The organism is Massilia sp. Soil_C_3 (genome assembly GCF_057657035.1).
Window position 1 is genome coordinate 280,534 of sequence record NZ_JBDGJG010000009.1, and the last position, 22,514, is coordinate 303,047.

A 22,514-nucleotide genomic window follows, 5' to 3' on the forward strand; every position below is an offset into this window, starting at 1 on the left:
TGGCAGTCAATAATATGAACAAGCGTTTGCCTCTTCTTCTCAGCCTGCTGGCCCTGATCCTGCTGGCGGCCTCGATCGCCTACTGGGTGCTGCAGCTGTACAAGCCGGAGCAGCGGCCGCTGGCGGCGGCGCCGGTCGCCATCCAGCCGCCACCGAGCCCGGAGGCGGCGGCAACGCTGTTCGGCGGCCAGCCGACCGCAGTGATTTCCAATTTCCAGCTCACCGGCGTGGTGTCGGCCGGCGCCAACAGCGCAGTGATCCTGGTGGCCGACGGCCAGCCGCCGAAGGCGGTGCGCATCGGCCGCGAGATCGCGCCTGGCGTGACCGTGGCCGAAGTGCACCGGCGCTACGTGATGTTGTCGGATGGCGGCGTGATGAAGCGGGTGGAACTGGCGGCCGACACCGGCCAGTCGACGGCGATCATGCCGCCGGAGCCGCGCATGCAGCAGCAAATGCAGCAGCAGATGCCGCAACCGATGACTGCGGCGCCTGCCGTGGAACCGCAGACCGCGCCAGGCGTGGTCAACCCGCCGCCCACCATGCGCAGCGTGCCGCCACCGGGCGGCGGTCCGCAGGGGACGCCGACCACGCCCGAGAATGCGCAAGTGCCGCAAGAGCAGCAGGCGCCGCAAGACCAGCAGGCGCCGCAAGAGCCGCAGGATCCGCCGCCTGAGCAGGGCGATCCGACCCAGCAGAGCCGCAATGTGCAGATGCCGCCGAATGCCCCACCGATGAACCAGACGCAGCAGCCGATCACCCAGTAAACAGGCCGTTAAGGCCTCTTTATTACACCGAGCCCCATCAGCGTCGCAGCGCGGTAAATGCCGCCAGTTCCCACGACCTGAACCCCAGCAACAAGGTATAGCCCTCGCGTTCCCCGGCCGGCAGGCGCCGGTCGTTCAGGTGCAGCCGCGCCAGCTCCGCCGCCAGCTGCTCGATCTTGAGCGACAACTCTTTTGCGCTGGCAGGCGACAGCCGCGCAGGCAGGCACATCAGCGTCTCGCCCGCACCGTCGAAGTGCCCGGCAAAATAATCCTCCACCACGTGTTCGCGGAAGAAATGCTGCACCGGTCCGTCCGGCAGCCAGCGGAATGCGTTCGACACCCGCAGCTGGTAACGGTTCAGCGGCTTGAGTTCGATCAGTCCCAGCCGGTCGAGTTCGGCGAGCAGGGTGATGCACTCGGCCTCGCTCAGCTTGTAGGTGTCGATGACCTGTTCCACGTTCCAGTGGCCGAGGCAGCAGATCGCCATCAGGAGCAGGCGCGGATTGGCCACCAGCGAGCGCTCCTGCGGCAGGCTCAGGGCATCGAGCTGCGGCCGGGTGTCGAGCGCGCCGCGCAGCAACTCTTCCAGCGGGATGCCGGTCGCCTGGCAGATCTCGGCCAGCCGCGACAGCGCCATGTCCTTCTGGCCGAACATGCGTTTCACGCTCGATTCGCTCACGCCAATGCGCTCGGCCAGCAGCTTGTAGGTGATGCCGGCCGCGCGCAGACGGGCGCGCAGGGCGTCGAGGATCAGGTCGGGTGAGCTCATAAAATCCGCAGTGAATGACGACGGATGACTCTACCGTTGAATGGGAGCATGAACAAGGCGTATGCGACGAATGGCATCCAGGGCCGACGAATTGTCGGCCCAGGGTAGAGTGCAGGATTGTGATTTCTGACGTCGTGGCCGAACAACGCTCAGCCACGGATGGCCCATGTCGAGTGCGCCTACGCTCGGAGAGCTTGGCGACTACGCGTGTTCTGTTTCCTCAGCAATCATTGCCAAGGCTGCGCGCGAAATGAAGCCGCTGCGCGTTTCGTGCCTCGCTTCTGCAAAGCTATCGATCTTTTTCAACACGAAACGCGGGATGGAAATATTGATTCTCTCCGGCTTGGAGTCGAATTTGGATGCGTCGATATCGATCAAGGCCCAGATCGCCCCCAAAAACTCTTCATTCGATACGAGATCCTGAATTTTCGAGGTCTTGAAGCTCAGGGTTTCGCCACTTTCCGCCAATACCTCGTAATGGCTGTAGATCGCTTCGCGGGCATTCTTGATTGCTTCGTCAACCGTATCGCCCCAGGAATAACACCCCGGAACATCAGGAACCGTCACGCCATAAACGCTATTCTCATCCTTGTGAATTGCGATCGGCATTTCCATTTTTAATCCCATCATATGAAGGTCACGAAGGCCGGACTATCTTAACCCGGCTTTTTTGAGAATGCTGTTCACCGTTCCAATCGGTAATCTTTCTTCGGGTGAGGCACCGTGAGTATCATCGTATGTTCGGGGTGCTTGAAGGTGTGATGGCTTCCTGCCACACGAACTTCTTGCCATCCTGCCGCTGTGAGCATCCGAATCAAGGTTCTTGAATCCATCAGGATTCTCCTTGCCCTCGTCTTGGTGTGTGTAATTTTACACACAAACTAAACGCCATGTGTAGTTGTGTGTAAAAAAAGCGGACACCGAAGTGTCCGCAAGGAGAAATACTTGATCAAGCTGGCGCGGCTCAGTCGTCCTCGTCCGCCACCAGCCTGGCCTTCCTGAGCGCCTGCTTGGCTTCATGCCGCTCGCTCGACAGCGGCTTGGCATGCGGCCCGGCCGACCGCGCCTTGGCATGCGGCCCGGCCGACCGCGCCTTGGCATGCGGCCCGGCCGACCGCGCCTTGGCCAGCGCCGCGATCGGATTACGCGGCTTGCCGAACTGCTGCGAGGGCAGGGCGCGCAGCCGCATCTTCTGCCGTGTCGCCAATGCCTTATTCGCCATGCGGGCCTCCGCCAGGATAGTTACAACACGTAGCGCGACAGGTCTTCGTTGACCGCCAGCGCATCGAGCCGCTCATTGACATAGGCCGCGTCGATCCGCACCACCTGGTCCTTCTCGGCCCCGGCGCTGAACGAGATCTCTTCGAGCAGCTTTTCCATCACCGTGTACAGGCGGCGTGCGCCGATGTTCTCGGTGCGTTCGTTGACCGAGAACGCAATCTCGGCCAGGCGATGGATGCCTTCGTCCACGAACTCGATCCTGACGCCCTCGGTCGCCAGCAGCGCCTCGTATTGCTTGGTCAGGCTGGCGTGGGTCGAGGTCAGGATGCTCTTGAAGTCGTCGATCGACAGCGATTCGAGTTCGACGCGGATCGGGAAGCGGCCCTGCAGTTCCGGGATCAGGTCCGACGGCTTGGCCAGGTGGAAGGCCCCCGACGCGATGAACAGGATGTGGTCGGTCTTGATCATGCCGTACTTGGTGTTCACCGTCGTGCCCTCGACCAGCGGCAGCAGGTCGCGCTGCACGCCGGCGCGCGAGACGTCGGCGCCGCCGTTCTCGGAGCGGGTCGCGATCTTGTCGATCTCGTCCAGGAACACGATGCCGTTCTGCTCGACGTTGGCGATCGCCTTCTGCTTCAGTTCGTCCTCATTGAGCAGCTTGCCGGCTTCTTCGTCGACCAGGAATTTCATCGCATCCTTGATCTTGAGCTTGCGCGGCTTCTTGCGCGCATTGCCCACGCCGGCGAACATCGACTTGATCTGCTCGGTCATTTCTTCCATGCCCGGCGGCGCCATGATTTCCATCTGCGGCGCGGCGTCGGCCACTTCGATCTCGATTTCGCGGTCGTCGAGCGCCCCTTCGCGCAGGCGCTTGCGGAAGGTCTGGCGTGTGGCTTCGCCTTCCTTCGAATCGGCCGCGCCGTTGCTGGTGTTAAAGCCAAAGTCGCGTGCCGGCGGCACCAGGATGTCGATGATGCGGTCTTCGGCGGCGTCCTCGGCGCGCTGGCGCACCTTCTTGGCTTCACTGGCGCGGGTCTGCTTGACGCCGATGTCGATCAGGTCGCGGATGATGGTGTCGACGTCGCGGCCGACATAGCCCACCTCGGTGAACTTGGTCGCCTCGATCTTGATGAAGGGTGCGTCGGCCAGCTTGGCCAGGCGGCGCGCGATCTCGGTCTTGCCGACGCCGGTCGGGCCGATCATGAGGATGTTCTTGGGCGTGATTTCATAACGCAGGCTCTCGTCGACCTGCTGGCGCCGCCAGCGGTTGCGCAGGGCGATGGCGACCGCCTTCTTGGCCTTGCCCTGGCCGACCACGTGCTTGTCGAGTTCGGAGACGATTTCCGGTGGGGTCATGTTCATGATGCTGCTCATATCAGTCCAGGGTCTCGATGATGTGGGACATATTCGTGTAGATGCACAGTTCACCGGCGATGGTCAGCGCCTTCTTGACGACTTCGGCTGGCGGCATGTCGGTGTTCTCGTACAGCGCCTTGGCGGCGGACTGGGCGTAGACGCCGCCCGAACCGATGGCGCCGATGCCGTCTTCCGGCTCCAGCACGTCGCCGTTGCCGGTGATGATCAGGGTCGACTCGCGGTCGGCCACCAGCAGCATCGCTTCCAGGCGGCGCAGCACGCGGTCGGTGCGCCAGTCCTTGGCCAGCTCGACCGAGGCGCGCAGCAGGTTGCCCTGGTGCTTTTCCAGCTTGCCTTCGAAGCGGTCCAGCAGGGTGAACGCGTCGGCCGTGCCGCCCGCAAAGCCGCACAGGACCTTGCCCTGATACAGCTTGCGCACCTTGCGCGCCGAGCCCTTCATGACGACATTGCCCAGCGTGACCTGGCCATCGCCACCCAGCGCGACCTGGTTGCCGCGGCGCACACTGACGATGGTTGTACCGTGAAATTGTTCCATTTTGACCTCGTGATGTTCTAGCCAACAGCAGGTGGGGATCGTGCGTGGGATTGCAAGATTAGCTCAGCCTTAAATGCTCAGCGCCAAGTGTGCGCCTGACGTAAGTAGCGGGCTGTACGCTGTTCCTACGCCGATGAATGGAGCAGCAAACAATGTTCTTATTTTTCTCCAACAAGCTTGGTTGCCTTGGCTCGATCCTCGTGTCGCTGGTCGTGACCTTGCTGTTGTTGCTGGCCTTTGGCTGGCTCTGAGCGCCTAGGAAAAGTCAGTAGCGGTGCGGATACAGCCGTACCCCATCACCCGCGCCGAGCAGGCGCAGCAGGGTGGCGACGAGATGGTTCAGTTCGCGCAGCTCGACCGTGCGGCCGGCGGCGCCGTGCGCATCCAGCCGCGCCAGCAGGCTGCCGGCGCCGGCATAGTCGATGCGCGCCAGCCGCGAGCAATCCAGCACCAAGGTCTCGCGCTCCTGGGCATAGGCATCGATGGCCTCCAGCAGGGCGCCGTCCGGACCGCTTACGACAGCCGGCAACATGAAGCGGTCGCCATGGCCGGGCGCCGGCGCGGCGGTGGACACGCGCAGCGGCGCCTCGAACGAGGGCGGCGACACCTCGTAGGTGACGCAGTAATCCATCGCCGCCTCCTCGAATTGTTTTTCGCGGTGGGTCAATAGCAGCAGCTCGAGCAGCAGCAGCCAGGGCGCCGGGCTGGTCGCGCGTTGGCCGATGACCAGCAGCGGACGCAAGGTGTCGAGCAAGGTATCGGCGCCGGCCAGCACCAGCTCGCGGCCGGCGCCGCGTAATCTTTGCAACGCCGCCAGCAGGCAGGCCGCGCCGTCGGCATCGATCGCCGTCACCCCGCCGAAGTCCAGGCGCACGACCGGCGCCGTCGCATCCAGCACGCGGGTCAAGCGCGCCGCGACGCTGGCGTCGACCATGGGGCCGAAGGACTCGACCGCAGCCAGGCCAGGACCGGGACGGGCCGCGTCAAGCGCCGCCGGCAGCGGTTTCCAGGCCGGCGGCGAGGTTTCGAAATGGCTGGCGTAGTCGATGGCGATGCTTTCGAAGGCGTCTTCGCGGCCATCCGCCTGGTACAGGTCGAACAGCATCCACCACGGCAGGCGCTCGGCGTGGCCCAGGGTCGGCAGACAGGCGCGCAGCAACTGTTCTGCAGCGTCCGGCTGGCCGTTGGCGTACAGGATGGCGCTTTCGTCGATGGCCGGCGCACTGGCGGGCGCCGCGATCTGGGACGGAATATCTTGTTCCGAATGCGCGCCGCCAGCGGCCGGGCGCCGCACGCCGCTGCCCCAGGCCGGCTCGTCGTCGAACATATCGGAAGCGAAAGCGAGCTCGATCTCGTCGATCTTGGCGGCGGTGGCGCGCGCGATCTCGCGCTGGCGTTCGCGCTCGGCCTCGGTGTCCAGGCGCGACGGCTCGCCGCGCAGGCGCGACTCGGGCGGCGGCCAATCGCGCACCCCTGCATCGTCGTTCTTTCTCTTCAGGAAGGAGAAAAGCCCCATGCTCACCGTTGTCTTTAGGCCAGACGTGCTGACCATAGCACGAACCCCCGGCATGCGTGCTGTGCGCACGATGCCGGCGCCTAGTGTATCCGAACGGAAACGAAAAACACCTCTTGCCCGCTCAAGCGTGCACCGGCGTGGCAAAAATGGCGGCCCAAACAAAAAAAGCATGCGACGGGTCGCATGCTTTTCTGGTGGCCACGGCGATAAATCAGTCGCCGTAAAGCTTTTGCTTGAGCTCACGACGCTGCTGGGCTTCCAGCGACAGCGTGGCGGTCGGGCGGGCGATCAGGCGCGGGATGCCGATTGGCTCGCCGGTTTCTTCGCACCAGCCGTATTCGCCGCCGTCGATCGACTGGATCGACTGCTGCACCTTCTTGAGCAGCTTGCGTTCGCGATCGCGGGTGCGCAGTTCCAGTGCGTGTTCTTCTTCGATCGTCGCACGGTCGGCCGGATCGGGAACCAGCACGGTCTCGCGCAGGTGTTCCGTGGTTTCGCCGGCGTTTTTCAGCAGTTCTTTCTCGAGTTCCTGCAGGCGGTTCTTGAAGAACGCGAGCTGAGCCGGATTCATGTAGTCGTCATCGCTCATCGCCCGGATCTCTTCTTCCGTCAGGAGGCGATCTTCAGGCTGGGCGGTAGTGGATTTCGTTGTTTTAGTCATGATGCCTTCGATACGACAGAGGTTTTCATTTTATCAGCTTGCCAACAATTGCACCTAGGAAATGTGTGCATGAGGCAAGCTGCCTTGATGGCGACCTGGCGCCATCCCTTCTCTGGCCGCGCCGCATATGCAGCAAGGACAGTTCGCTACAGCAGGCTGGCGGCTAGTATATAGCGCACCGGTCAGTCCGGCGAGTCGGTCGCGACAAACTGTCGCAACGGGTCGTCATGCAACCTGAAACAGGCCGGTCAAACCGATACAGTTTATACCAAACATTGTTCAAGTCCGCGGACAAATACGTCTTTTGGTAAATTTTTACCAATAAAGACCATCTTGGTGGCGGGCGTCTCGTTCTCGCCCCATTTCGGTCCCACATCGCTGCCCATGATCTGGTGCACGCCCTGGAATACCACCTTGCGGTCGACGCCCTCCATCCGCAACACGCCTTTATAGCGCAGCATTTGCGGACCGAATACCTGCACCAGGCTGCCCAGGAATTGTTCCAGGCGTTCCGGGTCAAAGGCGCGCTCGCTCTTGAACACGAAGGCGGCGATGTCGTCGCTGTGGTGGCCGTGGTGATGATCGTGGTTGCAGGCTTCGCCATGTGCATGGTCGTGGCCGCAATGGGCGTGATCGTGGTCGTGATCGTGCTCATGGTCGTGGTCGTGGCCTTCCTCGACTTGCAGGAAGTCCGGATCCAGTTCCAGCTTGTCGTTCAGGTTGAAGCCGCGCAGGTCGAGAACGTCCGAGATTGGCGCCCGGCCGAAGTCGCTGGTCGCGATCGGTGCACGCGGATTGATGCGGTGCAGGCGCGCCTTCAGAGCCTCGACGGCGGCGGCATCGACCAGGTCGGTCTTGGACAGCAGGATCTTGTCGGCGAAACCGACCTGGCGCTGGGCTTCTTCGTGCTGGGTTAATTGTTCTTTCGCATGGCGGGCGTCGACCACGGTCACCACGGCGTCGAGCAGGTAGTTGGCGCCTACTTCTTCGTCGACGAAGAAGGTCTGGGCCACCGGGCCGGGGTTGGCCAGGCCGGTGGTTTCGATCACCACCCGATCAAAACTGATCTCGCCGGCGGCGCGTTTCTGCGCCAGGCTGTTCAAGGCCACGATCAGGTCGCCGCGCACGGTGCAGCAGATGCAGCCGTTGTTCATTTCGACGATCTGCTCGCTCGAATCCTGCACCAGGATTTCGTTGTCAATATTTTCTTGACCGAATTCGTTTTCGATGACGGCGATGCGCATGCCGTGATCTTCCTGCAGGATGCGGTTGAGCAGGGTCGTCTTGCCCGCGCCGAGGAAGCCGGTCAGGATGGTGCTGGGAATCAGGTCCATTGGTACGCTACTCGTGTTGGGGGTTGGACAAAAGAACCGGGGGATTATGCCGCAATTCTTGCAAGCTCACCATCAAGCGTGTTTAGTGTTGATCGAGTTCAAACCAACCGCCGGACAATGTGGCCGGAATGGCGCGCCTACGCCGGCCGTGCGATCACTTGGCCTTGGCGCGCGGATGGGCCGCGTCATACACCTTCGACAGGTGCTGGAAATCGAGCGCCGTATAGATCTGGGTCGAGGTGATGCTGGCGTGGCCGAGCAATTCCTGCACCGCGCGCAGGTCGCCCGAGGATTGCAGCAGGTGCGAGGCGAACGAGTGGCGCAGCACGTGCGGGTGCACATGCACCGGGGTGCCGGCGCGCAGCGCATGCTGCTTGAGCCGGTTCTGCACCACGCGCGGCGAGATGCGGGTGTCGCGTGCCGACAGGAACAGGGCGGCGCCGCCGTCGCGCGCGGCGGGACGCACTGCCAGCCAGGCCGCCAGCGCCTCGCGCGCCGGGCCGCCGACCGGCACCCGGCGCATCTTGTTGCCCTTGCCGGTGACCACCACTTCGCCGGCCTGCAGGTCGAGCCAGCCGAGCGAGGCCGGCTGGCCGGCGCGCGCATCCTGCCACGCGACGTCGAGGCCGGCCAGTTCCGACACCCGCAAGCCGCTCGAATACAGCAGCTCGAACATGGCGCGATTGCACAGCTCGAAGGGTTCGGCGTGGCCGCGCGTATTTGCATCCATTAAATGCACGGCATCGTCGACGGCCAGCGCCTTGGGCAGGCTCCTGGGGCGTTTCGGGGCGTGCACCCCGTCGACCGGATTGGCGGCCAGCGGGGTCTGATTCGACAGCCAGGCATAGAAGCCGCGCCAGCCGGACAGCTTGCGCGCGATCGTGCGCGCCGACTGGCCGCCGGCATGCAGCCTGGCGGCGTAGCGGCGGATGTCGACATGGGTCAGCCGCGGCCAGTCGGCGTGGCCGGCCAGTGCGGCCAGTTCGGCCAGGTCGCGGCGGTAGGCGTCGACCGTGTGCGGCGACAACTGGCGCCCGGTAGCCAGTTCGCCCAGGTAGCGCGCGACCCAGTCCATGGCGGCTGGCTCAGGCGCGCAGCGGCGCCAGCGCGGTGGTCGAGGTGGCGGCGATGTGGACCAGGAAATCGGTCGACATCGCGGTCGTGAAGCGCGCCGGGTCGGGCGAGCCCAGCACCAGCAGGCCGAAGCTCTGGCCCGGCTGGCCCAGCGGCAGCATCACGGTCGAGCGGATCGATTCCGCATCGTCCAGCCAGCGCACCGCTTCGAAATCGTTGTTGGGGCCGCAATACGGCGCGCGCAGGCTGTTGGCGAAGATGCGCGCGTCGTCCGACACGCCCTGGGCGAACCACTCGCCGGCATGTTCCGGCGCCACATTCCACAGGCGCAGGGTCACTTGCGGCACGATGAAATGGGTGCGCAGGCCGTCGGCCAGGTCGCGCGCCATGGCGGCGCCACCCTTTGACACCAGCAGGGCCTGGGTCCAGGCGTGGAAGCGGTTGGCGATGCCGGCGTTTTCTTCGGCGCGGCGCGACAGGTCGGACAGGCGCAGTTCGAGCGCGCGGAATTTATCGCGCATCACTTCCATCTGACGCTCCTGCAGCGACACGGCGCGACCGGTCAGGGGGCTCGACAGTTTTACTTCGCCCAGCAGGCCGGCATGCTCCTGGAAGAATTGCGGGTGATCGATCAGGTATTGCGCGACGGCGCTGGCGTCCAGTGGTGCGGTGCTCATGGGGAATTGGGTATTGGAATGAATCGGACCATTTTACCCGACGCGGGCAGGGCGCCGAAGTTTTAACGGAGGACAAAAAAAGACGCCCGCAGGCGTCTTTCCGGGGAGCGGCAAACGGTCAGAAGCGGTGGCGGACACCCAGCTGCAAGGCGCGGCCGTCGGCGCCCGGCGCTTCGGTGAAGCCGCCCGGATTGCCCGAGGTGCCCGGCGAATACTGCGCTTCGTTGTCGTTCTTGATGAAGGCGAGCGCGGTGTACAGGTCGGTGCGCTTGGACAGGAAGTAGTTGTAGCCCACCGCATACAGGTTGGCGTCGCTGTTGGATGCCGTGCGGTCGTTCTGGTGCGCGTACGAGGCCACGATGCGGCCGTTGCCGACACGATAGTGGGCGCCGACCTGGTAGCTGTTCGCGTCCTGCTGGGTGTTGGCCTTGATATTGGTCTGGAAAATGCCGAGCAGGGCATTCCGGGTGCCCTCGGGCACGCCTTGCGCGATCAGCGCCGGCAGCACGGCCTGGTTCCAGCCGCCCAGGTAATCGGGCAGCAGCGCCGAGTTCTGGTTGCGCTGGCTGTGGAAGCCGGCGAAGAATTTCCAGCTCTCGCCCAGGGTGTAGGAACCGCCGACCGTCAGGGTGCGCAGGCTAGGACGGTTCTCCATGTCGTAGCCGTGGTTGTAGCCCACGCCGACGTCGAAGCCATTGGCTTTATAGGTGATGGCGCCGGCGCGGAATTTCTTGTAGCGGCCCAGGTAGCCGGAATTGCGCGCGCCATACATGACCGAGCCGCCCAGGCCGTTCGGCAGGGCGATGCGGTACTGGATCGCTTCCTGGGAGCGGATGTCGGCGCCCAGCGCGGTGAAGCCGGCGGTGCCGCCGGTGATGTGGCCCCAGGTGCCGGCGGTGCCCGATTCGAAGGCGTCGGCCATATTGAACACCTCGTAGCCCGGGGTGTACATGCGGCCCAGCATCACGGCGCCGATCGGGGTGATCAGGCCGACCATCGACGTGCGGTCGAACAGGGCTTTTTCCTGGTTGACGGCTGGCGCGCCCGGCGGCTGGATGGCCGCCTGCAGGCGGTCGCGGATGGCTTGCGGAATCTGGTTCATGCCGCGCAGCAGGTAGACGCCCGGATTGTCGTTCATCAGGGCCGGCTGCTGCGAACCGTTATCGAGTTCGACACGGGCTTCGACATTGAAGATGGCCTTGTAGCCATTGCCCAAGTCTTCGCTACCCCGGATGCCGAGGCGCGAGCCGTCGGCGCCGCCACTATAGACCTTGGTCGGTCCCCCTTTTTGCCACATCACGCCGGCATCGGCGATGCCGTAGATCTGGACGCTGGTCTGGGCCAGGGCGGAGCATGCAAACGTAGCGCCGAGCAGGGCGGCGATCAGGCTTTTCTTCATCGTGTCTCCATATTATTTTCTTGTCGCGATGCTTGAGCTCGCTCTACCAATATGCCATTGCCCTGGCGCACTGTACAGAACGCTCGTTCGCGGATGCACCGGGGAGGATCAGGCGTTGTGAAAACACTACATGGAGCGCGATGGTGAGGCACGGCTCCCGCTTGCGCGGGACCTAGAACGAGTGGTTGATGCCGATGTCATACTGGTTGACGGTGCCTGGGCTGGTCAGCAGACCCTTCTTGCGCGAGGCGTCGATGTAAAGATAGGTACGCTTCGACAGGCTGTATTCATAGCCCAGCGACAGCTGCCTGACCTTCTCCAGGCCGTCGGTGTCTTTCTGGCCATAGCCGGCCAAGAACTTACCAGGCCCAAGTGCATAGTTGGCGCCCAGCACCCACGACGAGGTATCGTTGTTGAAGATGCGGGTATGGTCTTCGTCCAGCCTGGTGAAGGTGCCCATGAACTTGAGTTCCGGGGTCGCCTGGACCGCGGCGCCGACCGACCAGACCTTCGATTCGATCGCATTGCGCTCGTAGGCCGCCATCAGGGCGGCGGGGCCGTTGTTGTAGGTGGCCGAGACCGAGAACGGATTGGCCGAGGCCTCGGCGCCGGCCGGATACTGCGGCGCACCGGCGCTGCCGCGGCCGATCACGGCGACGCCGCCATTGTTTTCCTTCGTCGCGATCGCGGTGTTGAGCTGGAAGCCATTGACGGTCGGCGAGTTGTACCAGATGGCGTTCGACCAGCGGTTGCCCGAGGAGCCGACCGGGTCGAGCGGCTGCGAGCTGTAGCCGGCAACGCTCAGGTCGGTATAGAAGCCGCCTGCGGTCGGGATTGCATGGAAGGGTTCGAAGTTGCCGATGGTTTCATGGAACGGGGTCAGGCCGCGGCCGATGCGCAGCATGCCGAAGCCGCCCTGCAGGCCGACCCGGCTCTGGCCCTGGAACAGCTGGCGCTGATTGCCGCCGGGACCGATCTCGCTGCTGCCGGTATCCGGCTCGTAACGCATTTCAAGGTGGAACAGGGCTTTGAAACCATTGCCCAGGTCTTCGGTGCCGCGGATGCCGAGCGTGTTGGCGGCGCGCTTGCCGATGCTGACGTTTTCGTCGCTGCGCTTGACGATGCCGGCATCGACGTTGCCATAGAGTTGCACCGACGTCTGCGCATGGGCCGCGCCGGCGCAAGCGCCAAGCAGTGCGACGGCCAGGAGAGATTTCTTCATTGTCGGTGTGTTCCCAGGATCGAGGTGAGCGCATGCAGAACGTCGAGGCCACTCGGGTCACCTTGATTGTTTCAAACTTCAGGGTGGCTATTTGGTCAATTATCAGTGGCGCGCTTGGTAGATCGCTAATAAATCCAATCGTGCTGTTGTATTTTTGAAACGTATGCCATATGCATGACACAAAGCCCTCGGTTTTGCATCCGAGAAATGGACAGCGGCGTTCTTTCATGAAGCGACCGCGAGCATGCTTCGATGTCGTGCGGCCACGTTGGCCGGTTTCATCCGCTTGAACCAGCTTTGCGACCCGTCAACTCACCCCGGAATCGAATCGAATCGCCGGCGACAGCGGCTTAGACTTTGGCCAAATGTGCATGAGCGGCGACAGGCCCTGTCAATACCTTGTATATTGGCAAGCTCGCCAGGCTGGCTTGCGCCATGGGCCGGGCGGTCGTGATGCCGTCGCCGCTGCGTGTTGCCGACTCACTCTTTTACGTATTCCAACGATGGCTAACCGCGAAGAATTGGCGATCATTCGCAACGCCCGCGCCGGGCAGGTGGCGGCCCAGCTCGAATTGGGCAAGCTGTATTTGTTCGGCAGCGCCGGACTCCCGCAGAGCCTGCCGACGGCGCTGCACTGGCTCGAGCGTGCGGCTCGACAAGACTGTCCACCTGCGTGGCAGTTGATCGGTAACCATATTCCTCTTGAGCTTGCCCAGCATAACGCCACCGCCGTCGCCCAGTGGTACGAGCGCGCCTATGACGATGGCAGCCTGCATGCCGGCCTGGTGTTTGCCCAGCTGGTGCTCGATCCGGCAGCGCCATCCCAGCAGCATCCGAAGGCCGTGCAGGCGCTCGAGGACGCGGCGCGCGCCGGCTTTCCGCACGCGCAATGGTTGCTGTCGCAGCGCCAGGGCAGGCCGCCTGCGGCCCAGCCCGGTACGCGGGCGGCGCCGTCGAGCGGCGCGGCGCAGCTGGCGCCCGCGTCCAGGGCCGCCGAGCGCCCGCAGGCCGGCCAGTCGGGCCAGGAACGGGCGCGGCGTCCGCAAGGCGCCGGCGCGGCGCAGTATGCCGCGCTCGACGAGGCATGGACGGCGCGCCGCCGGGACGACTACCTCGCGCGCGCATTGCCGCAGGCACGCGCGCTGATCGGCGAGCGTGGCGAGCAGGGGGAAATGCGTCGTTTCGCCCCCGACGAGATCACCCTGCTGTCGCGCTGCGCGCGCCTGCTCGACCCGGCGCTCGATGGCGTCAGCGGTCTGCAGGCCCTGGATGCCGGCGCGGCGGCGGCGCGCTGCCAACCGGGCGAACCCGCCGTGTTCTGGGAGCTTGCCGCGGCCGAACATGACCCCCACGCACAGCTGGCGCTGGGTCTGCGCTGCGCGCGCATGCGGGTCGATGGCCGGCGTTGCAGCAATGGCGGGATGGCCAACGGCCAGGTCTCGGATGCGCATGTCGCCCACGCGCACGTCGCCCACGCGCAAGTAGCCAATTTCAAGAAAGCGATCCGCTGGCTGAACCTGGCCGGAGAGCAGGGCCTGGCCGAGGCCTGGTATGCGCTGTCGCGCATCTATATCAAGCCCGAGTTTTCGCAGCGTAACGTGGCCGATGCCCAGCGCTACCTGGAGCGGGCCGCCGAGATGGGGTATCGCGATGCCCAGCTCGAATGCGGCCACAATGCCTGGCGCGCGCGCCGCGAGAACGAGAACAATGACGTGCGCGCCGTGTACTGGCTGCAGCTGGCGGCGGCCCAGGGCTCGCCGGAGGCCGCCGAGCTGCTGCGCAAGATCGCGCCGCGCGCCACGGCCACGCCGTACACCGAGACCGGGCGATTGCTGGCCAGCCACGCCGATGCGCTGGCGGCGCATCCGCTGCTGGCCGCGCGCATCGAGCTGGCGGCGCTGTTCGACCTGTCGCGCGCCGAGGCGCTGCTGCTGGACGTGGGCGCCGCCGACCAGGGCCATTGCCTCATCATCGACATCCGCGCCAGCTACGGGCGCAGCAAGCGGCGCCTGGTGATGGTGGAGTCGGCGCAAGAGCGCGAGGCGCTGGACCGCATCGTGCGCCTGTTCGAACAGGTCGACTGCAGCCCGGCTGGGCCGGAAGGAAATTATCGGCAGCGCCTGTACCGGCTGCGCACGCTGCTCAATGTCGCGATCCCCGGCAACGACGCCGATGGCGGCGCCGACATCGAGCTGGCTGCCTGAAGCTGGCGCATATCCGGCAAATAAAAGGGCGCCAGCGGCGCCCGGTCTTGCGATGGCGGCGCCCGGAAAGGCGCCCGCGACGGCGTCAGATCTCGACTTCGCCCTCGAACACCGACACCGCCGGTCCGCTGAGGTAGACCGGCTGGCCCGCTCCCGCCCAGGCGATGCTGAGTTCGCCGCCACGGGCCGAGACGCGCACCGGCGAATCGAGCAGGCCACGCCGGATACCGGCCACTACCGCCGCGCAGGCGCCGGTGCCGCAGGCCAGCGTCTCGCCGGCGCCGCGTTCATGAACGCGCAGGCGGATGTGACCACGGTCGACCACCTGCATATAGCCGGCGTTGACGCGTTTGGGGAAGCGCTCATGGTGTTCGATCAGCGGGCCGGTCTGTTCGACCAGCGCCGTGTCGACGTTGTGCACCACCTGCACCGCATGCGGATTGCCCATCGAGACGACGGAAATCTGCGTGGCCTCGCCGCCGACCGGCAGCGGCCACAGCGTTTCCTCGCCTTCGGGCTTGCCGTCCAGTCCGGCGCTGTCGAACGGCACCTCGGCCGGCTCCAGGCGCGGGGCGCCCATGTCCACCGTCACGCTGCCGTCGTCTTCCAGGCGCGGGTTGATGATGCCCGACATGGTCCGCACGCGGATGCTGCGTTCCTGCGTCAAACCCTTTTCGAGCACGAAGCGGACGAAGGCGCGCGAGCCGTTGCCGCACTGCTCGACTTCGCTGCCATCGTTGTTGAAGATGCGGTAGCGGAAGTCCACGCCTTCTTCGTTCGGGCGCTCGACGACCAGGATCTGGTCGGCGCCGATGCCGAAGCGGCGGTCGGCCAGGCGCTGCCACCCGTCGGCGCTCATGCCGTCGACGTCGATCTGCTGGTTGATGGCATCGATCACGATGAAGTCGTTGCCCGCGCCATGCATCTTGGTGAATTTCAGTTTCATGCTCAGTTCGATCCTGTTCAATCGTACAGCGAAGGTTCACCCGGCGGACGGGTCTTGAAGCGTTTATGGGTCCAGAAATACTGCTCGGGAGCCTCACGCACGCGCTCTTCGATGAAGGCGTTCATGCGGCGGGTCGCTTCGACCATATCGTCGCCCGGGTAATTTTCCCACGCAGGATAGAAACGCACGCGCCAGCCCTGGTAGTTCGGCAGATAGGTTGCGATCACCGGGATCACCTTGGCGCCGGTAGTGGCGGCGATGCGTCCCAGCGCGGTCAGGGTCGCGGCCTGCACGCCGAAGAAGGGCACGAATTCGGCATCCTTCTCGCCGAAATCCATGTCCGGCAGCATGAAGTAGGGCAGGCCGTCGCGCAGCGCGCGCAGGATGGGCTTGATGCCTTCCTTGCGCGTCACCAGGCGCACCGGACCGTAGCGTTCGCGGCCATGGCGCAGCAGGCGGTCGAAGGCCTCGTTCTTTTGCGGCACGTACATGCTGCACACCGGGATCACGCGCGAGGCGACGCCGGCCACGTCCAGGCACACGAAGTGCGGGCACAGCAGGATCGTGGGGCCGTCTTCCATCGCGGCCTGCGGCACCGCCGGCTCGACCTTGATCAGGCTGCGCACCCGTTCCTCGGGCGCCCACCACAGGATCGAGCGCTCGAAGATGCTGCGCGCGTAGGCGCGGAAATGCCGTTTTGCGATGGCGCGCCGTTCGCCGTCGCTCAGTTCAGGCATGGTCAGGCGCAGATTGGTCAGCGTGATCTTGCGGCGCTTGCCCATGATCATGAACATCAGGCTGCCGATCGCTTCGCCGAAGCGACCCAGGACGGGTAGCGGCAAGAAATGCAGCAGCCACATGAAGCCAAGCAGAATCCTCATGCGCCAACCTCGCTGTCCGGACCGGCCACGCCGTCCGGCTGCTTGTAGCGGTTATAGCTCCAGAAATACTGGCTCGGCGCGCGCGCGATCAGCTGCTCCATGGCGCGGTTGATCGCCGCCGCCTGGTCGGTGGCGCTGCCGCCCAAGTCGCCGTCGAACGGCACGAAGCGCACGATGTAGCCGGCGCCGCCCGGGCGCCGCTCGGCGTACACCAGCAGGATGTCTGCCTTGCCCAGCTGGGCCAGCTTGGCTGGCAGGGTCATCGTATAGGCGTTGCGGCCGAAGAAGGGCGCCCACACGCCTTCGCCTTCTTGCGGGACCTGGTCGGGCAGCAAGCCGATCGGCTGGCCGCTTTTGAGGGTCTTGGCCAGGATGCGCACGCCCGACAGGTTGGCCGGCGCCAGGTGCAGGTTGTGGCGCGCACGGGCGCCTTCGACCAGCGGCCGCAGCGCGTCCTTGCGCGGCGGGCGATACATGACCGTCAACGCCGTCTTGAGCGCGATCTGCTGCGCCGTCATTTCGAAGCAGCCCAGGTGTGGCGTGAGGAACACAATGCCGCGGCCCGCGTCGAGTTTTTCCTGGACCAGTTCCCAGTTTTCCACCGTGGCATGCCTGGCAACCCGCTCCGGCTTGGCGCACCACACGAAGGCGAGCTCGATCGCGGCCTTGCCGGCTTCGGACACGGCCTGTTTCCAGTGCGCGTCATAGCCGGCCTGGGCCAGGTTGGCGCGCAGGCGGCGCTTGTATGACGGCGACAGCCAATAGACCAGCCAGCCCATCGCACCGCCCAAGGCGTGCAGCATTGGCAAGGGGAAAACAGATAATATTCGGAAAATTACTACTAACATGTCGATTGATGGGTGTCGAGCGCGGTATGCGTTTCCACACCAAAATTCTTAGGAAGCGTAAAATACCACTTTATGCTGGATCCGCCGAGTTAACAGACAACTTGCGAAGCGGAATATAAATTTCGCTAAAGCGTCGCAGGCAATAGTTGCTGCGGCAATTCTATGAATCAGTAACTGGAGCCTACATGTCGAACGATTACCTCTTCACTTCCGAATCCGTTTCCGAAGGCCACCCGGACAAGGTCGCTGACCAGATTTCCGACGCCATCCTCGACGCCATCCTCGAGCAAGACCCGACCGCGCGCGTCGCCGCCGAAACCCTGTGCAACACCGGTCTGGTGGTGCTGGCCGGCGAGATCACCACGCACGCCAACGTCGACTATATCTCGGTGGCGCGCAACACCATCAAGCGCATCGGCTACGACAATACCGATTTCGGTATCGACTACAAAGGCTGCGCCGTCATGGTCTGCTACGACAAGCAGTCGCCGGACATCGCGCAAGGCGTGGACGAAGGCGCCGGCATCGATCTCGACCAGGGCGCGGGCGACCAGGGCCTGATGTTCGGCTATGCCTGCGACGAAACGCCAGAGCTGATGCCAGCCGCCATCTATTACGCGCACCGCCTGGTCGAGCGCCAGTCGCAGCTGCGCAAGGATGGCCGCCTGCCATGGCTGCGTCCGGATGCCAAGTCGCAAGTCACCCTGCGCTACGTCGACGGCCGTCCGGTCGCGGTCGACACCGTCGTGCTGTCGACCCAGCACCACCCGGACGTCACCCATTCGCAGATCGAAGAAGCGGTGATCGAAGAGATCATCAAGCCGACCCTGCCGCGCGAGTGGCTGGATAAAACCCGCTTCCTGGTCAACCCGACCGGCCGCTTCGTCATCGGCGGCCCGCAGGGCGATTGCGGCCTGACCGGCCGCAAGATCATCGTCGACACCTACGGTGGCGCAGCCCCGCACGGCGGCGGTGCGTTCTCGGGCAAGGATCCGTCCAAGGTCGACCGCTCGGCCGCCTACGCCGCGCGCTACGTCGCCAAGAACATCGTCGCAGCCGGCCTGGCGCGCCAGTGCCAGGTGCAGGTCAGCTACGCCATCGGCGTAGCGCGTCCGATCAACATCACCGTGTACACCGAAGGCACCGGCGTGATCCCGGACGACAAGATCGCGGCCCTGGTCAACGAGCACTTCGACCTGCGCCCGAAAGGCATCGTCCAGATGCTCGACCTGCTGCGCCCGATCTATTGCAAGACCGCAGCCTACGGCCACTTCGGCCGCGAAGAGCCGGAATTCAGCTGGGAGCGTACCGACAAGGCGGCTGAGCTGCGCGCTGCTGCGGGTCTGGCGTAATTTGCAGGCGCGGTCGCAGTCCGGCAAATGTTCGGGCTGCGCGGCGGACTTGGGTTCCCGCCTGCGCGGGAACGACGTGCTTGCTGTGTGTCCGAAGTCGATTTTTCCACACTCCGCACTCTTCAATCAACGTCGTCCCCACGAAGGTGGGGACCCAAGTCATTCGCACGCCGACGCAGTATCCATGGCCATCCAGGCGTGCTAAACTACCCCATTCCGAGGAGCGTTGCGACAGAGAGGTCCCTCTTTGCCAGGCTCGGATATCCAGCAACTGCGCTCACGTTACTTTTTTCTAAACATTGAAAGGAGGGCGTGATGAACGCCGTACTCAAAGATTCCCAAGACTATATCGTTGCCGACATCTCCCTGGCTGCCTGGGGCGAGAAGGAAATCCGCATCGCCGAAACCGAGATGCCGGGCCTGATGTCGATCCAGGAAGAATACGCCGCGACCCAGCCGCTCAAGGGCGCGCGCATCGCCGGTTCGCTGCACATGACCATCCAGACCGCGGTCCTGATCCGCACCCTGGAAGCCCTGGGCGCTACCGTGCGCTGGGCATCGTGCAATATCTACTCGACGCAAGACCACGCCGCCGCGGCCATCGCCTCGGTCGGCACGCCAGTGTTCGCCATCAAGGGCGAAACCCTGGACGAGTACTGGGAATACACCCACCGCATCTTCGAATGGCCTGGCGACAACCATGCCAATATGATCCTGGACGACGGCGGCGATGCAACCCTGCTGCTGCACCTGGGCGTGCGCGCCGAGAAAGACATCTCGGTGCTGGACAAGCCGGGCTCGGAAGAAGAAATCTGCCTGTTCAACGCGATCAAGGGTCGCCTGGCGCGTGATCCGTCGTGGTACTCGAAGCGCCTGCCTGAAATCAAGGGCGTGACCGAAGAAACCACCACCGGCGTGCACCGCCTGTACCAGATGCATCAAGAGGGCAAGCTGGCCTTCCCGGCGATCAACGTCAACGATTCCGTCACCAAGTCGAAGTTCGACAACCTGTACGGCTGCCGCGAATCGCTGGTCGATGGCATCAAGCGCGCCACCGACGTGATGGTCGCGGGCAAGATCGCCGTCATCGCCGGCTACGGCGATGTGGGCAAGGGTTCGGCCCAGGCCATGCGCGCGCTGTCGGCGCAGGTGTGGGTCACCGAGATCGATCCGATCTGCGCACTGCAGGCGGCGATGGAAGGCTACCGCGTCGTGACCATGGACTACGCTGCTGAACACGGCGACATCTTCGTCACCTGCACCGGCAACTACCACGTCATCACCGAGCAGCACATGCTCAAGATGAAGGACCAGGCGATCGTCTGCAATATCGGTCACTTCGACAACGAAATCGAAGTCGCCGCGCTCAAGAAATATGAGTGGGACAATATCAAGCCGCAAGTCGACCACGTCATCTTCCCTGATGGCCATCGCATCATCCTGCTGGCCGAAGGCCGCCTGGTGAACCTGGGTTGCGGCACCGGCCACCCGTCGTACGTGATGAGCTCGTCGTTCGCGAACCAGACCATCGCCCAGATCGAGCTGTTCATGAACACCGCGCAGTATCCGGTGGGCGTGTACACGCTGCCGAAGAAGCTGGACGAAAAAGTGGCGCGCCTGCAGCTCAAGAAGCTCAACGCCCAGCTGACCACGCTGACCGAAGAGCAGGCGAACTACATCTCGGTGAGCCAGGAAGGCCCATACAAGCCGGAACACTACCGTTATTGATCGGTAGCGGCTTGTAGTCATGTGAAACGTCCTTCGGGACGTTTCGCTTATCTAAACACCGTGCGCCGCATTGCCCTCGATGCGTGCGGCGTACGCGCACCACGAAAGTCTGTACCGATGCGCTTGCTGATTACCTGGTTGATCAATGCCGCGGCCCTGATGGCCCTGCCTTACCTGATGCACTCCGTCGAAGTTTCCAGTATCGGCACCGCCCTGATCGCGGCGCTGGTGCTCGGACTGGTCAATACCCTGATCCGTCCGGTGCTGGTGATCCTGACCCTGCCGGTCACCCTGGTCTCGATGGGCCTGTTTATCCTGGTCATCAACGCCTTCCTGTTCTGGCTGGTGTCGAATGTGGTCGGTGGGTTCGAGGTGGCGGGTTTCTGGTCGGCCTTCCTGGCAGCCATCCTGTACAGCATCATTTCGTGGGCGCTTTCAACCTTGCTTCTTTCCGACAAAGATGGAAACTCCTGATTTCAGTATCGAGTTCTTCCCGCCCAAGACGCCGGAAGGCGCCGAAAAGCTGCGCATCGCGCGCGCCAAGCTGGCCGATCTCAATCCGAAGTATTTTTCGGTGACCTTCGGCGCCGGCGGCAGCACCCAGCAGGGCACGCTGGCGACGGTGCGCGAGATCCAGGCCGCCGGCCACGAGGCCGCGCCGCACCTGTCGTGCATCGGCGCCACCCGCGAGTCGATCCGCGACGTCCTCAAGCAATACCAGGACAGCGGCATCCGGCGCGTGGTGGCCTTGCGCGGCGACCTCCCGAGCGGCTATGGCGGCGCGGGCGAGCTGCGCTATGCCAGCGAGCTGGTGGAATTCATTCGCCAGGAAACCGGCGACTGGTTCCACATCGAGGTCGCGGCCTATCCCGAGATGCACCCGCAGGCGCGTTCGCCGCAAGACGATTTGCAGGCCTTCGCGCGCAAGGTGCAGGCGGGGGCGAATGCCGCCATCACCCAGTATTTCTACAATGCCGACGCGTACTTTCAGTTCGTCGACAATGTGCGCAAGCTGGGTGTCGATGTGCCGGTCGTGGCCGGCATCATGCCGATCACGAACTATATGCAGCTGATGCGTTTCTCGGATATGTGCGGCGCCGAGATCCCGCGCTGGGTGCGCCTCAAGCTGGCCAGCTTCGGCGACGACAGCGCCTCGATCAAGGCCTTCGGGCTGGACGTCGTGACGGGGCTGTGCGAACGCCTGCTGGAAGGCGGCGCGCCGGGCCTGCATTTCTACAGCATGAACCAGGCGGCGCCGACCACGGCGATCTGGCAGCGCTTGCGGGCCTGATCCAATGACGGCCGGGCCCATGCCCGGTCGTCATTCCTCGGTAATCACGCTATCGAGGGGTATGTCGTGTGCGTCGCCATCGAACGCCACCAACTGGCAAGCATACGCGATCCCTACCGTCGCCGGCCTCGGCTCCGGCGCCAGGGTCCGGTCATAAAACCCACCCCCATATCCCACCCGATACCCTAAAGCATTAAAGCCCAGGCAGGGCACCAGCAAGGCTGGCGGTCGCGCCACCATCCGCAGCTCGCTCGGCACCGCCACCCCCAGCCGGTCCGTCACCGTCGGTTCCCCCGGTATCCACTCGGCAAATCCCAGCGGCGCATCGCGCTCGACCACCACCGGCAATGCCAGCCGTACGCCCGCCTGAGCCAATTGCGCGTAGGCTGGACGCAAGTCCGGTTCGCCGGCCAGCGGCCAGTACACGCCCAGCGTTTCGTGGGGATGCGCCCGGCACCAGGCAATCACCCGCGCGCCGATGCGGTCGTCCCAGGCAAGCCTGGTGGCCGGATCGATCGCGCGTCGTAGCGCCTTGAGGGTGTTGCGTAGCAGTGCCTTGGCCTGTTGCTGGGCAATATTGCTCGCTGCCGAGTCTGGTAGTGCCCCAGTGGCGCGTGGTATTCTTTGATCGCCGGTCATGGTTTCAATGCAGCGTAATGTGAGAGTTGTGGATGTATCAATCGAAATTGTCAGCCGGCTTGTGGTCGGCCGCTAT

At 64.2% G+C, this 22,514-nt stretch carries 23 protein-coding genes and 1 riboswitch; of the genes, 6 read left to right on the forward strand and 17 right to left on the reverse strand.

Annotated elements, in window-relative coordinates:
* The first annotated feature begins 14 nt into the window (after window positions 1–14).
* A complete protein-coding gene (locus AC3A6F_RS20115; protein WP_487684025.1) occupies window positions 15–764 on the forward strand; it encodes a hypothetical protein in 750 nt (249 codons plus the stop codon).
* 37 nt (window positions 765–801) lie between these two features.
* Here the strand turns inward: AC3A6F_RS20115 and AC3A6F_RS20120 are convergent, their stop codons facing one another.
* The 13 genes from AC3A6F_RS20120 to AC3A6F_RS20180 all read right to left on the reverse strand — a co-directional run bounded on the left by AC3A6F_RS20120 (window position 802) and on the right by AC3A6F_RS20180 (window position 12,549).
* Window positions 802–1,533, reverse strand: coding sequence for a helix-turn-helix domain-containing protein (locus AC3A6F_RS20120; protein ID WP_123068267.1), 732 nt, complete (start codon window positions 1,531–1,533; stop codon window positions 802–804).
* A gap of 201 nt (window positions 1,534–1,734) precedes the next feature.
* Window positions 1,735–2,148 (reverse strand): type II toxin-antitoxin system HicB family antitoxin, encoded by a 414-nt coding sequence (locus tag AC3A6F_RS20125; RefSeq protein WP_487684028.1) that lies wholly within the window; start codon window positions 2,146–2,148, stop codon window positions 1,735–1,737.
* A 68-nt stretch (window positions 2,149–2,216) separates the two neighbouring features.
* Window positions 2,217–2,366, reverse strand: coding sequence for a type II toxin-antitoxin system HicA family toxin (locus AC3A6F_RS20130; protein ID WP_487684031.1), 150 nt, complete (start codon window positions 2,364–2,366; stop codon window positions 2,217–2,219).
* Window positions 2,367–2,497: 131 nt separating this feature from the next.
* Window positions 2,498–2,755: a hypothetical protein gene (locus tag AC3A6F_RS20135; RefSeq protein WP_487684034.1), complete on the reverse strand. Its 258-nt coding sequence runs from the start codon at window positions 2,753–2,755 to the stop codon at window positions 2,498–2,500.
* Window positions 2,756–2,775: 20 nt separating this feature from the next.
* Window positions 2,776–4,116 carry an ATP-dependent protease ATPase subunit HslU gene (gene hslU, locus AC3A6F_RS20140; RefSeq protein ID WP_487684037.1) on the reverse strand — a complete coding sequence of 447 codons (1,341 nt, stop codon included), beginning with the start codon at window positions 4,114–4,116 and terminating at the stop codon, window positions 2,776–2,778.
* A gap of 13 nt (window positions 4,117–4,129) precedes the next feature.
* Entirely contained in the window at window positions 4,130–4,666 is a 537-nt protein-coding gene (gene hslV / locus AC3A6F_RS20145) for an ATP-dependent protease subunit HslV (RefSeq protein WP_487684041.1), read from the reverse strand.
* Window positions 4,667–4,931: 265 nt separating this feature from the next.
* The gene (locus AC3A6F_RS20150; RefSeq protein ID WP_487684044.1) at window positions 4,932–6,182 is read right to left on the reverse strand and encodes an STAS domain-containing protein; all 1,251 of its coding nucleotides are present in this window, start codon (window positions 6,180–6,182) and stop codon (window positions 4,932–4,934) included.
* Window positions 6,183–6,393: 211 nt separating this feature from the next.
* The gene (gene dksA, locus AC3A6F_RS20155; protein WP_123068270.1) at window positions 6,394–6,843 is read right to left on the reverse strand and encodes an RNA polymerase-binding protein DksA; all 450 of its coding nucleotides are present in this window, start codon (window positions 6,841–6,843) and stop codon (window positions 6,394–6,396) included.
* A 263-nt stretch (window positions 6,844–7,106) separates the two neighbouring features.
* Window positions 7,107–8,177 (reverse strand): CobW family GTP-binding protein, encoded by a 1,071-nt coding sequence (locus tag AC3A6F_RS20160; protein ID WP_487684048.1) that lies wholly within the window; start codon window positions 8,175–8,177, stop codon window positions 7,107–7,109.
* Between the two features lie 154 nt (window positions 8,178–8,331).
* Window positions 8,332–9,252, reverse strand: coding sequence for a tyrosine recombinase XerC (gene xerC / locus AC3A6F_RS20165; RefSeq protein WP_487684051.1), 921 nt, complete (start codon window positions 9,250–9,252; stop codon window positions 8,332–8,334).
* A 10-nt stretch (window positions 9,253–9,262) separates the two neighbouring features.
* Window positions 9,263–9,928 (reverse strand): DUF484 family protein, encoded by a 666-nt coding sequence (locus tag AC3A6F_RS20170; protein ID WP_487684054.1) that lies wholly within the window; start codon window positions 9,926–9,928, stop codon window positions 9,263–9,265.
* Between the two features lie 118 nt (window positions 9,929–10,046).
* Window positions 10,047–11,327, reverse strand: a complete 1,281-nt coding sequence (locus tag AC3A6F_RS20175; protein WP_487684057.1) for a porin — start codon at window positions 11,325–11,327, stop codon at window positions 10,047–10,049.
* Between the two features lie 172 nt (window positions 11,328–11,499).
* Complete coding sequence (locus tag AC3A6F_RS20180) at window positions 11,500–12,549, reverse strand: porin (RefSeq protein WP_487684060.1); 1,050 nt, start codon at window positions 12,547–12,549, stop codon at window positions 11,500–11,502.
* Between the two features lie 503 nt (window positions 12,550–13,052).
* Here AC3A6F_RS20180 and AC3A6F_RS20185 point away from each other — a divergent pair.
* Window positions 13,053–14,753: a tetratricopeptide repeat protein gene (locus AC3A6F_RS20185; protein ID WP_487684063.1), complete on the forward strand. Its 1,701-nt coding sequence runs from the start codon at window positions 13,053–13,055 to the stop codon at window positions 14,751–14,753.
* Between the two features lie 85 nt (window positions 14,754–14,838).
* Here AC3A6F_RS20185 and dapF read toward each other — a convergent pair whose 3' ends face one another.
* Genes dapF through AC3A6F_RS20200 form a run of 3 tightly spaced genes read right to left on the reverse strand, consistent with a single transcriptional unit; the run spans window position 14,839 to window position 17,434 of the window.
* A complete protein-coding gene (gene dapF / locus AC3A6F_RS20190; protein ID WP_487684066.1) occupies window positions 14,839–15,699 on the reverse strand; it encodes a diaminopimelate epimerase in 861 nt (286 codons plus the stop codon).
* 17 nt (window positions 15,700–15,716) lie between these two features.
* A complete protein-coding gene (locus AC3A6F_RS20195; RefSeq protein ID WP_487684070.1) occupies window positions 15,717–16,580 on the reverse strand; it encodes an LpxL/LpxP family acyltransferase in 864 nt (287 codons plus the stop codon).
* Complete coding sequence (locus AC3A6F_RS20200; protein ID WP_487684192.1) at window positions 16,577–17,434, reverse strand: lysophospholipid acyltransferase family protein; 858 nt, start codon at window positions 17,432–17,434, stop codon at window positions 16,577–16,579. The genes AC3A6F_RS20195 and AC3A6F_RS20200 overlap by 4 nt, the downstream gene beginning before the upstream one ends.
* A gap of 179 nt (window positions 17,435–17,613) precedes the next feature.
* Here AC3A6F_RS20200 and metK point away from each other — a divergent pair, with 179 nt between their 5' ends.
* From metK to metF, 4 genes are all read left to right on the forward strand, one after another.
* Window positions 17,614–18,780: a methionine adenosyltransferase gene (metK, locus tag AC3A6F_RS20205; protein WP_109345505.1), complete on the forward strand. Its 1,167-nt coding sequence runs from the start codon at window positions 17,614–17,616 to the stop codon at window positions 18,778–18,780.
* A 212-nt stretch (window positions 18,781–18,992) separates the two neighbouring features.
* A riboswitch (S-adenosyl-L-homocysteine riboswitch) is annotated at window positions 18,993–19,066 on the forward strand.
* Window positions 19,067–19,095: 29 nt separating this feature from the next.
* A complete protein-coding gene (gene ahcY / locus AC3A6F_RS20210; RefSeq protein WP_123070539.1) occupies window positions 19,096–20,508 on the forward strand; it encodes an adenosylhomocysteinase in 1,413 nt (470 codons plus the stop codon).
* Window positions 20,509–20,625: 117 nt separating this feature from the next.
* A complete protein-coding gene (locus AC3A6F_RS20215) occupies window positions 20,626–20,982 on the forward strand; it encodes a phage holin family protein (protein WP_123070540.1) in 357 nt (118 codons plus the stop codon).
* Window positions 20,969–21,799, forward strand: a complete 831-nt coding sequence (gene metF / locus AC3A6F_RS20220; RefSeq protein ID WP_487684075.1) for a methylenetetrahydrofolate reductase [NAD(P)H] — start codon at window positions 20,969–20,971, stop codon at window positions 21,797–21,799. Before AC3A6F_RS20215 ends, metF begins: the two co-directional genes overlap by 14 nt.
* Window positions 21,800–21,829: 30 nt before the next feature.
* On the opposite strand, the gene AC3A6F_RS20225 is transcribed toward metF, so the two are convergent.
* A complete protein-coding gene (locus AC3A6F_RS20225) occupies window positions 21,830–22,438 on the reverse strand; it encodes a 5-formyltetrahydrofolate cyclo-ligase (RefSeq protein WP_487684078.1) in 609 nt (202 codons plus the stop codon).
* Window positions 22,439–22,514 lie beyond the last annotated feature (76 nt).

Excerpts from the sequence above, each read along its gene's own strand:
- AC3A6F_RS20115 (WP_487684025.1), top strand. The coding sequence starts at position 15 with ATGAACAAGCGTTTGCCTCTTCTTCTCAGCCTGCTGGCCCTGATCCTG.
- AC3A6F_RS20120 (WP_123068267.1), bottom strand. The coding sequence starts at position 1,533 with ATGAGCTCACCCGACCTGATCCTCGACGCCCTGCGCGCCCGTCTGCGC.
- AC3A6F_RS20125 (WP_487684028.1), bottom strand. The coding sequence starts at position 2,148 with ATGGAAATGCCGATCGCAATTCACAAGGATGAGAATAGCGTTTATGGC.
- AC3A6F_RS20130 (WP_487684031.1), bottom strand. The coding sequence starts at position 2,366 with ATGGATTCAAGAACCTTGATTCGGATGCTCACAGCGGCAGGATGGCAA.
- AC3A6F_RS20135 (WP_487684034.1), bottom strand. The coding sequence starts at position 2,755 with ATGGCGAATAAGGCATTGGCGACACGGCAGAAGATGCGGCTGCGCGCC.
- hslU (WP_487684037.1), bottom strand. The coding sequence starts at position 4,116 with ATGAACATGACCCCACCGGAAATCGTCTCCGAACTCGACAAGCACGTG.
- hslV (WP_487684041.1), bottom strand. The coding sequence starts at position 4,666 with ATGGAACAATTTCACGGTACAACCATCGTCAGTGTGCGCCGCGGCAAC.
- AC3A6F_RS20150 (WP_487684044.1), bottom strand. The coding sequence starts at position 6,182 with ATGGGGCTTTTCTCCTTCCTGAAGAGAAAGAACGACGATGCAGGGGTG.
- dksA (WP_123068270.1), bottom strand. The coding sequence starts at position 6,843 with ATGACTAAAACAACGAAATCCACTACCGCCCAGCCTGAAGATCGCCTC.
- AC3A6F_RS20160 (WP_487684048.1), bottom strand. The coding sequence starts at position 8,177 with ATGGACCTGATTCCCAGCACCATCCTGACCGGCTTCCTCGGCGCGGGC.
- xerC (WP_487684051.1), bottom strand. The coding sequence starts at position 9,252 with ATGGACTGGGTCGCGCGCTACCTGGGCGAACTGGCTACCGGGCGCCAG.
- AC3A6F_RS20170 (WP_487684054.1), bottom strand. The coding sequence starts at position 9,928 with ATGAGCACCGCACCACTGGACGCCAGCGCCGTCGCGCAATACCTGATC.
- AC3A6F_RS20175 (WP_487684057.1), bottom strand. The coding sequence starts at position 11,327 with ATGAAGAAAAGCCTGATCGCCGCCCTGCTCGGCGCTACGTTTGCATGC.
- AC3A6F_RS20180 (WP_487684060.1), bottom strand. The coding sequence starts at position 12,549 with ATGAAGAAATCTCTCCTGGCCGTCGCACTGCTTGGCGCTTGCGCCGGC.
- AC3A6F_RS20185 (WP_487684063.1), top strand. The coding sequence starts at position 13,053 with ATGGCTAACCGCGAAGAATTGGCGATCATTCGCAACGCCCGCGCCGGG.
- dapF (WP_487684066.1), bottom strand. The coding sequence starts at position 15,699 with ATGAAACTGAAATTCACCAAGATGCATGGCGCGGGCAACGACTTCATC.
- AC3A6F_RS20195 (WP_487684070.1), bottom strand. The coding sequence starts at position 16,580 with ATGAGGATTCTGCTTGGCTTCATGTGGCTGCTGCATTTCTTGCCGCTA.
- metK (WP_109345505.1), top strand. The coding sequence starts at position 17,614 with ATGTCGAACGATTACCTCTTCACTTCCGAATCCGTTTCCGAAGGCCAC.
- ahcY (WP_123070539.1), top strand. The coding sequence starts at position 19,096 with ATGAACGCCGTACTCAAAGATTCCCAAGACTATATCGTTGCCGACATC.
- AC3A6F_RS20215 (WP_123070540.1), top strand. The coding sequence starts at position 20,626 with ATGCGCTTGCTGATTACCTGGTTGATCAATGCCGCGGCCCTGATGGCC.
- metF (WP_487684075.1), top strand. The coding sequence starts at position 20,969 with ATGGAAACTCCTGATTTCAGTATCGAGTTCTTCCCGCCCAAGACGCCG.
- AC3A6F_RS20225 (WP_487684078.1), bottom strand. The coding sequence starts at position 22,438 with ATGACCGGCGATCAAAGAATACCACGCGCCACTGGGGCACTACCAGAC.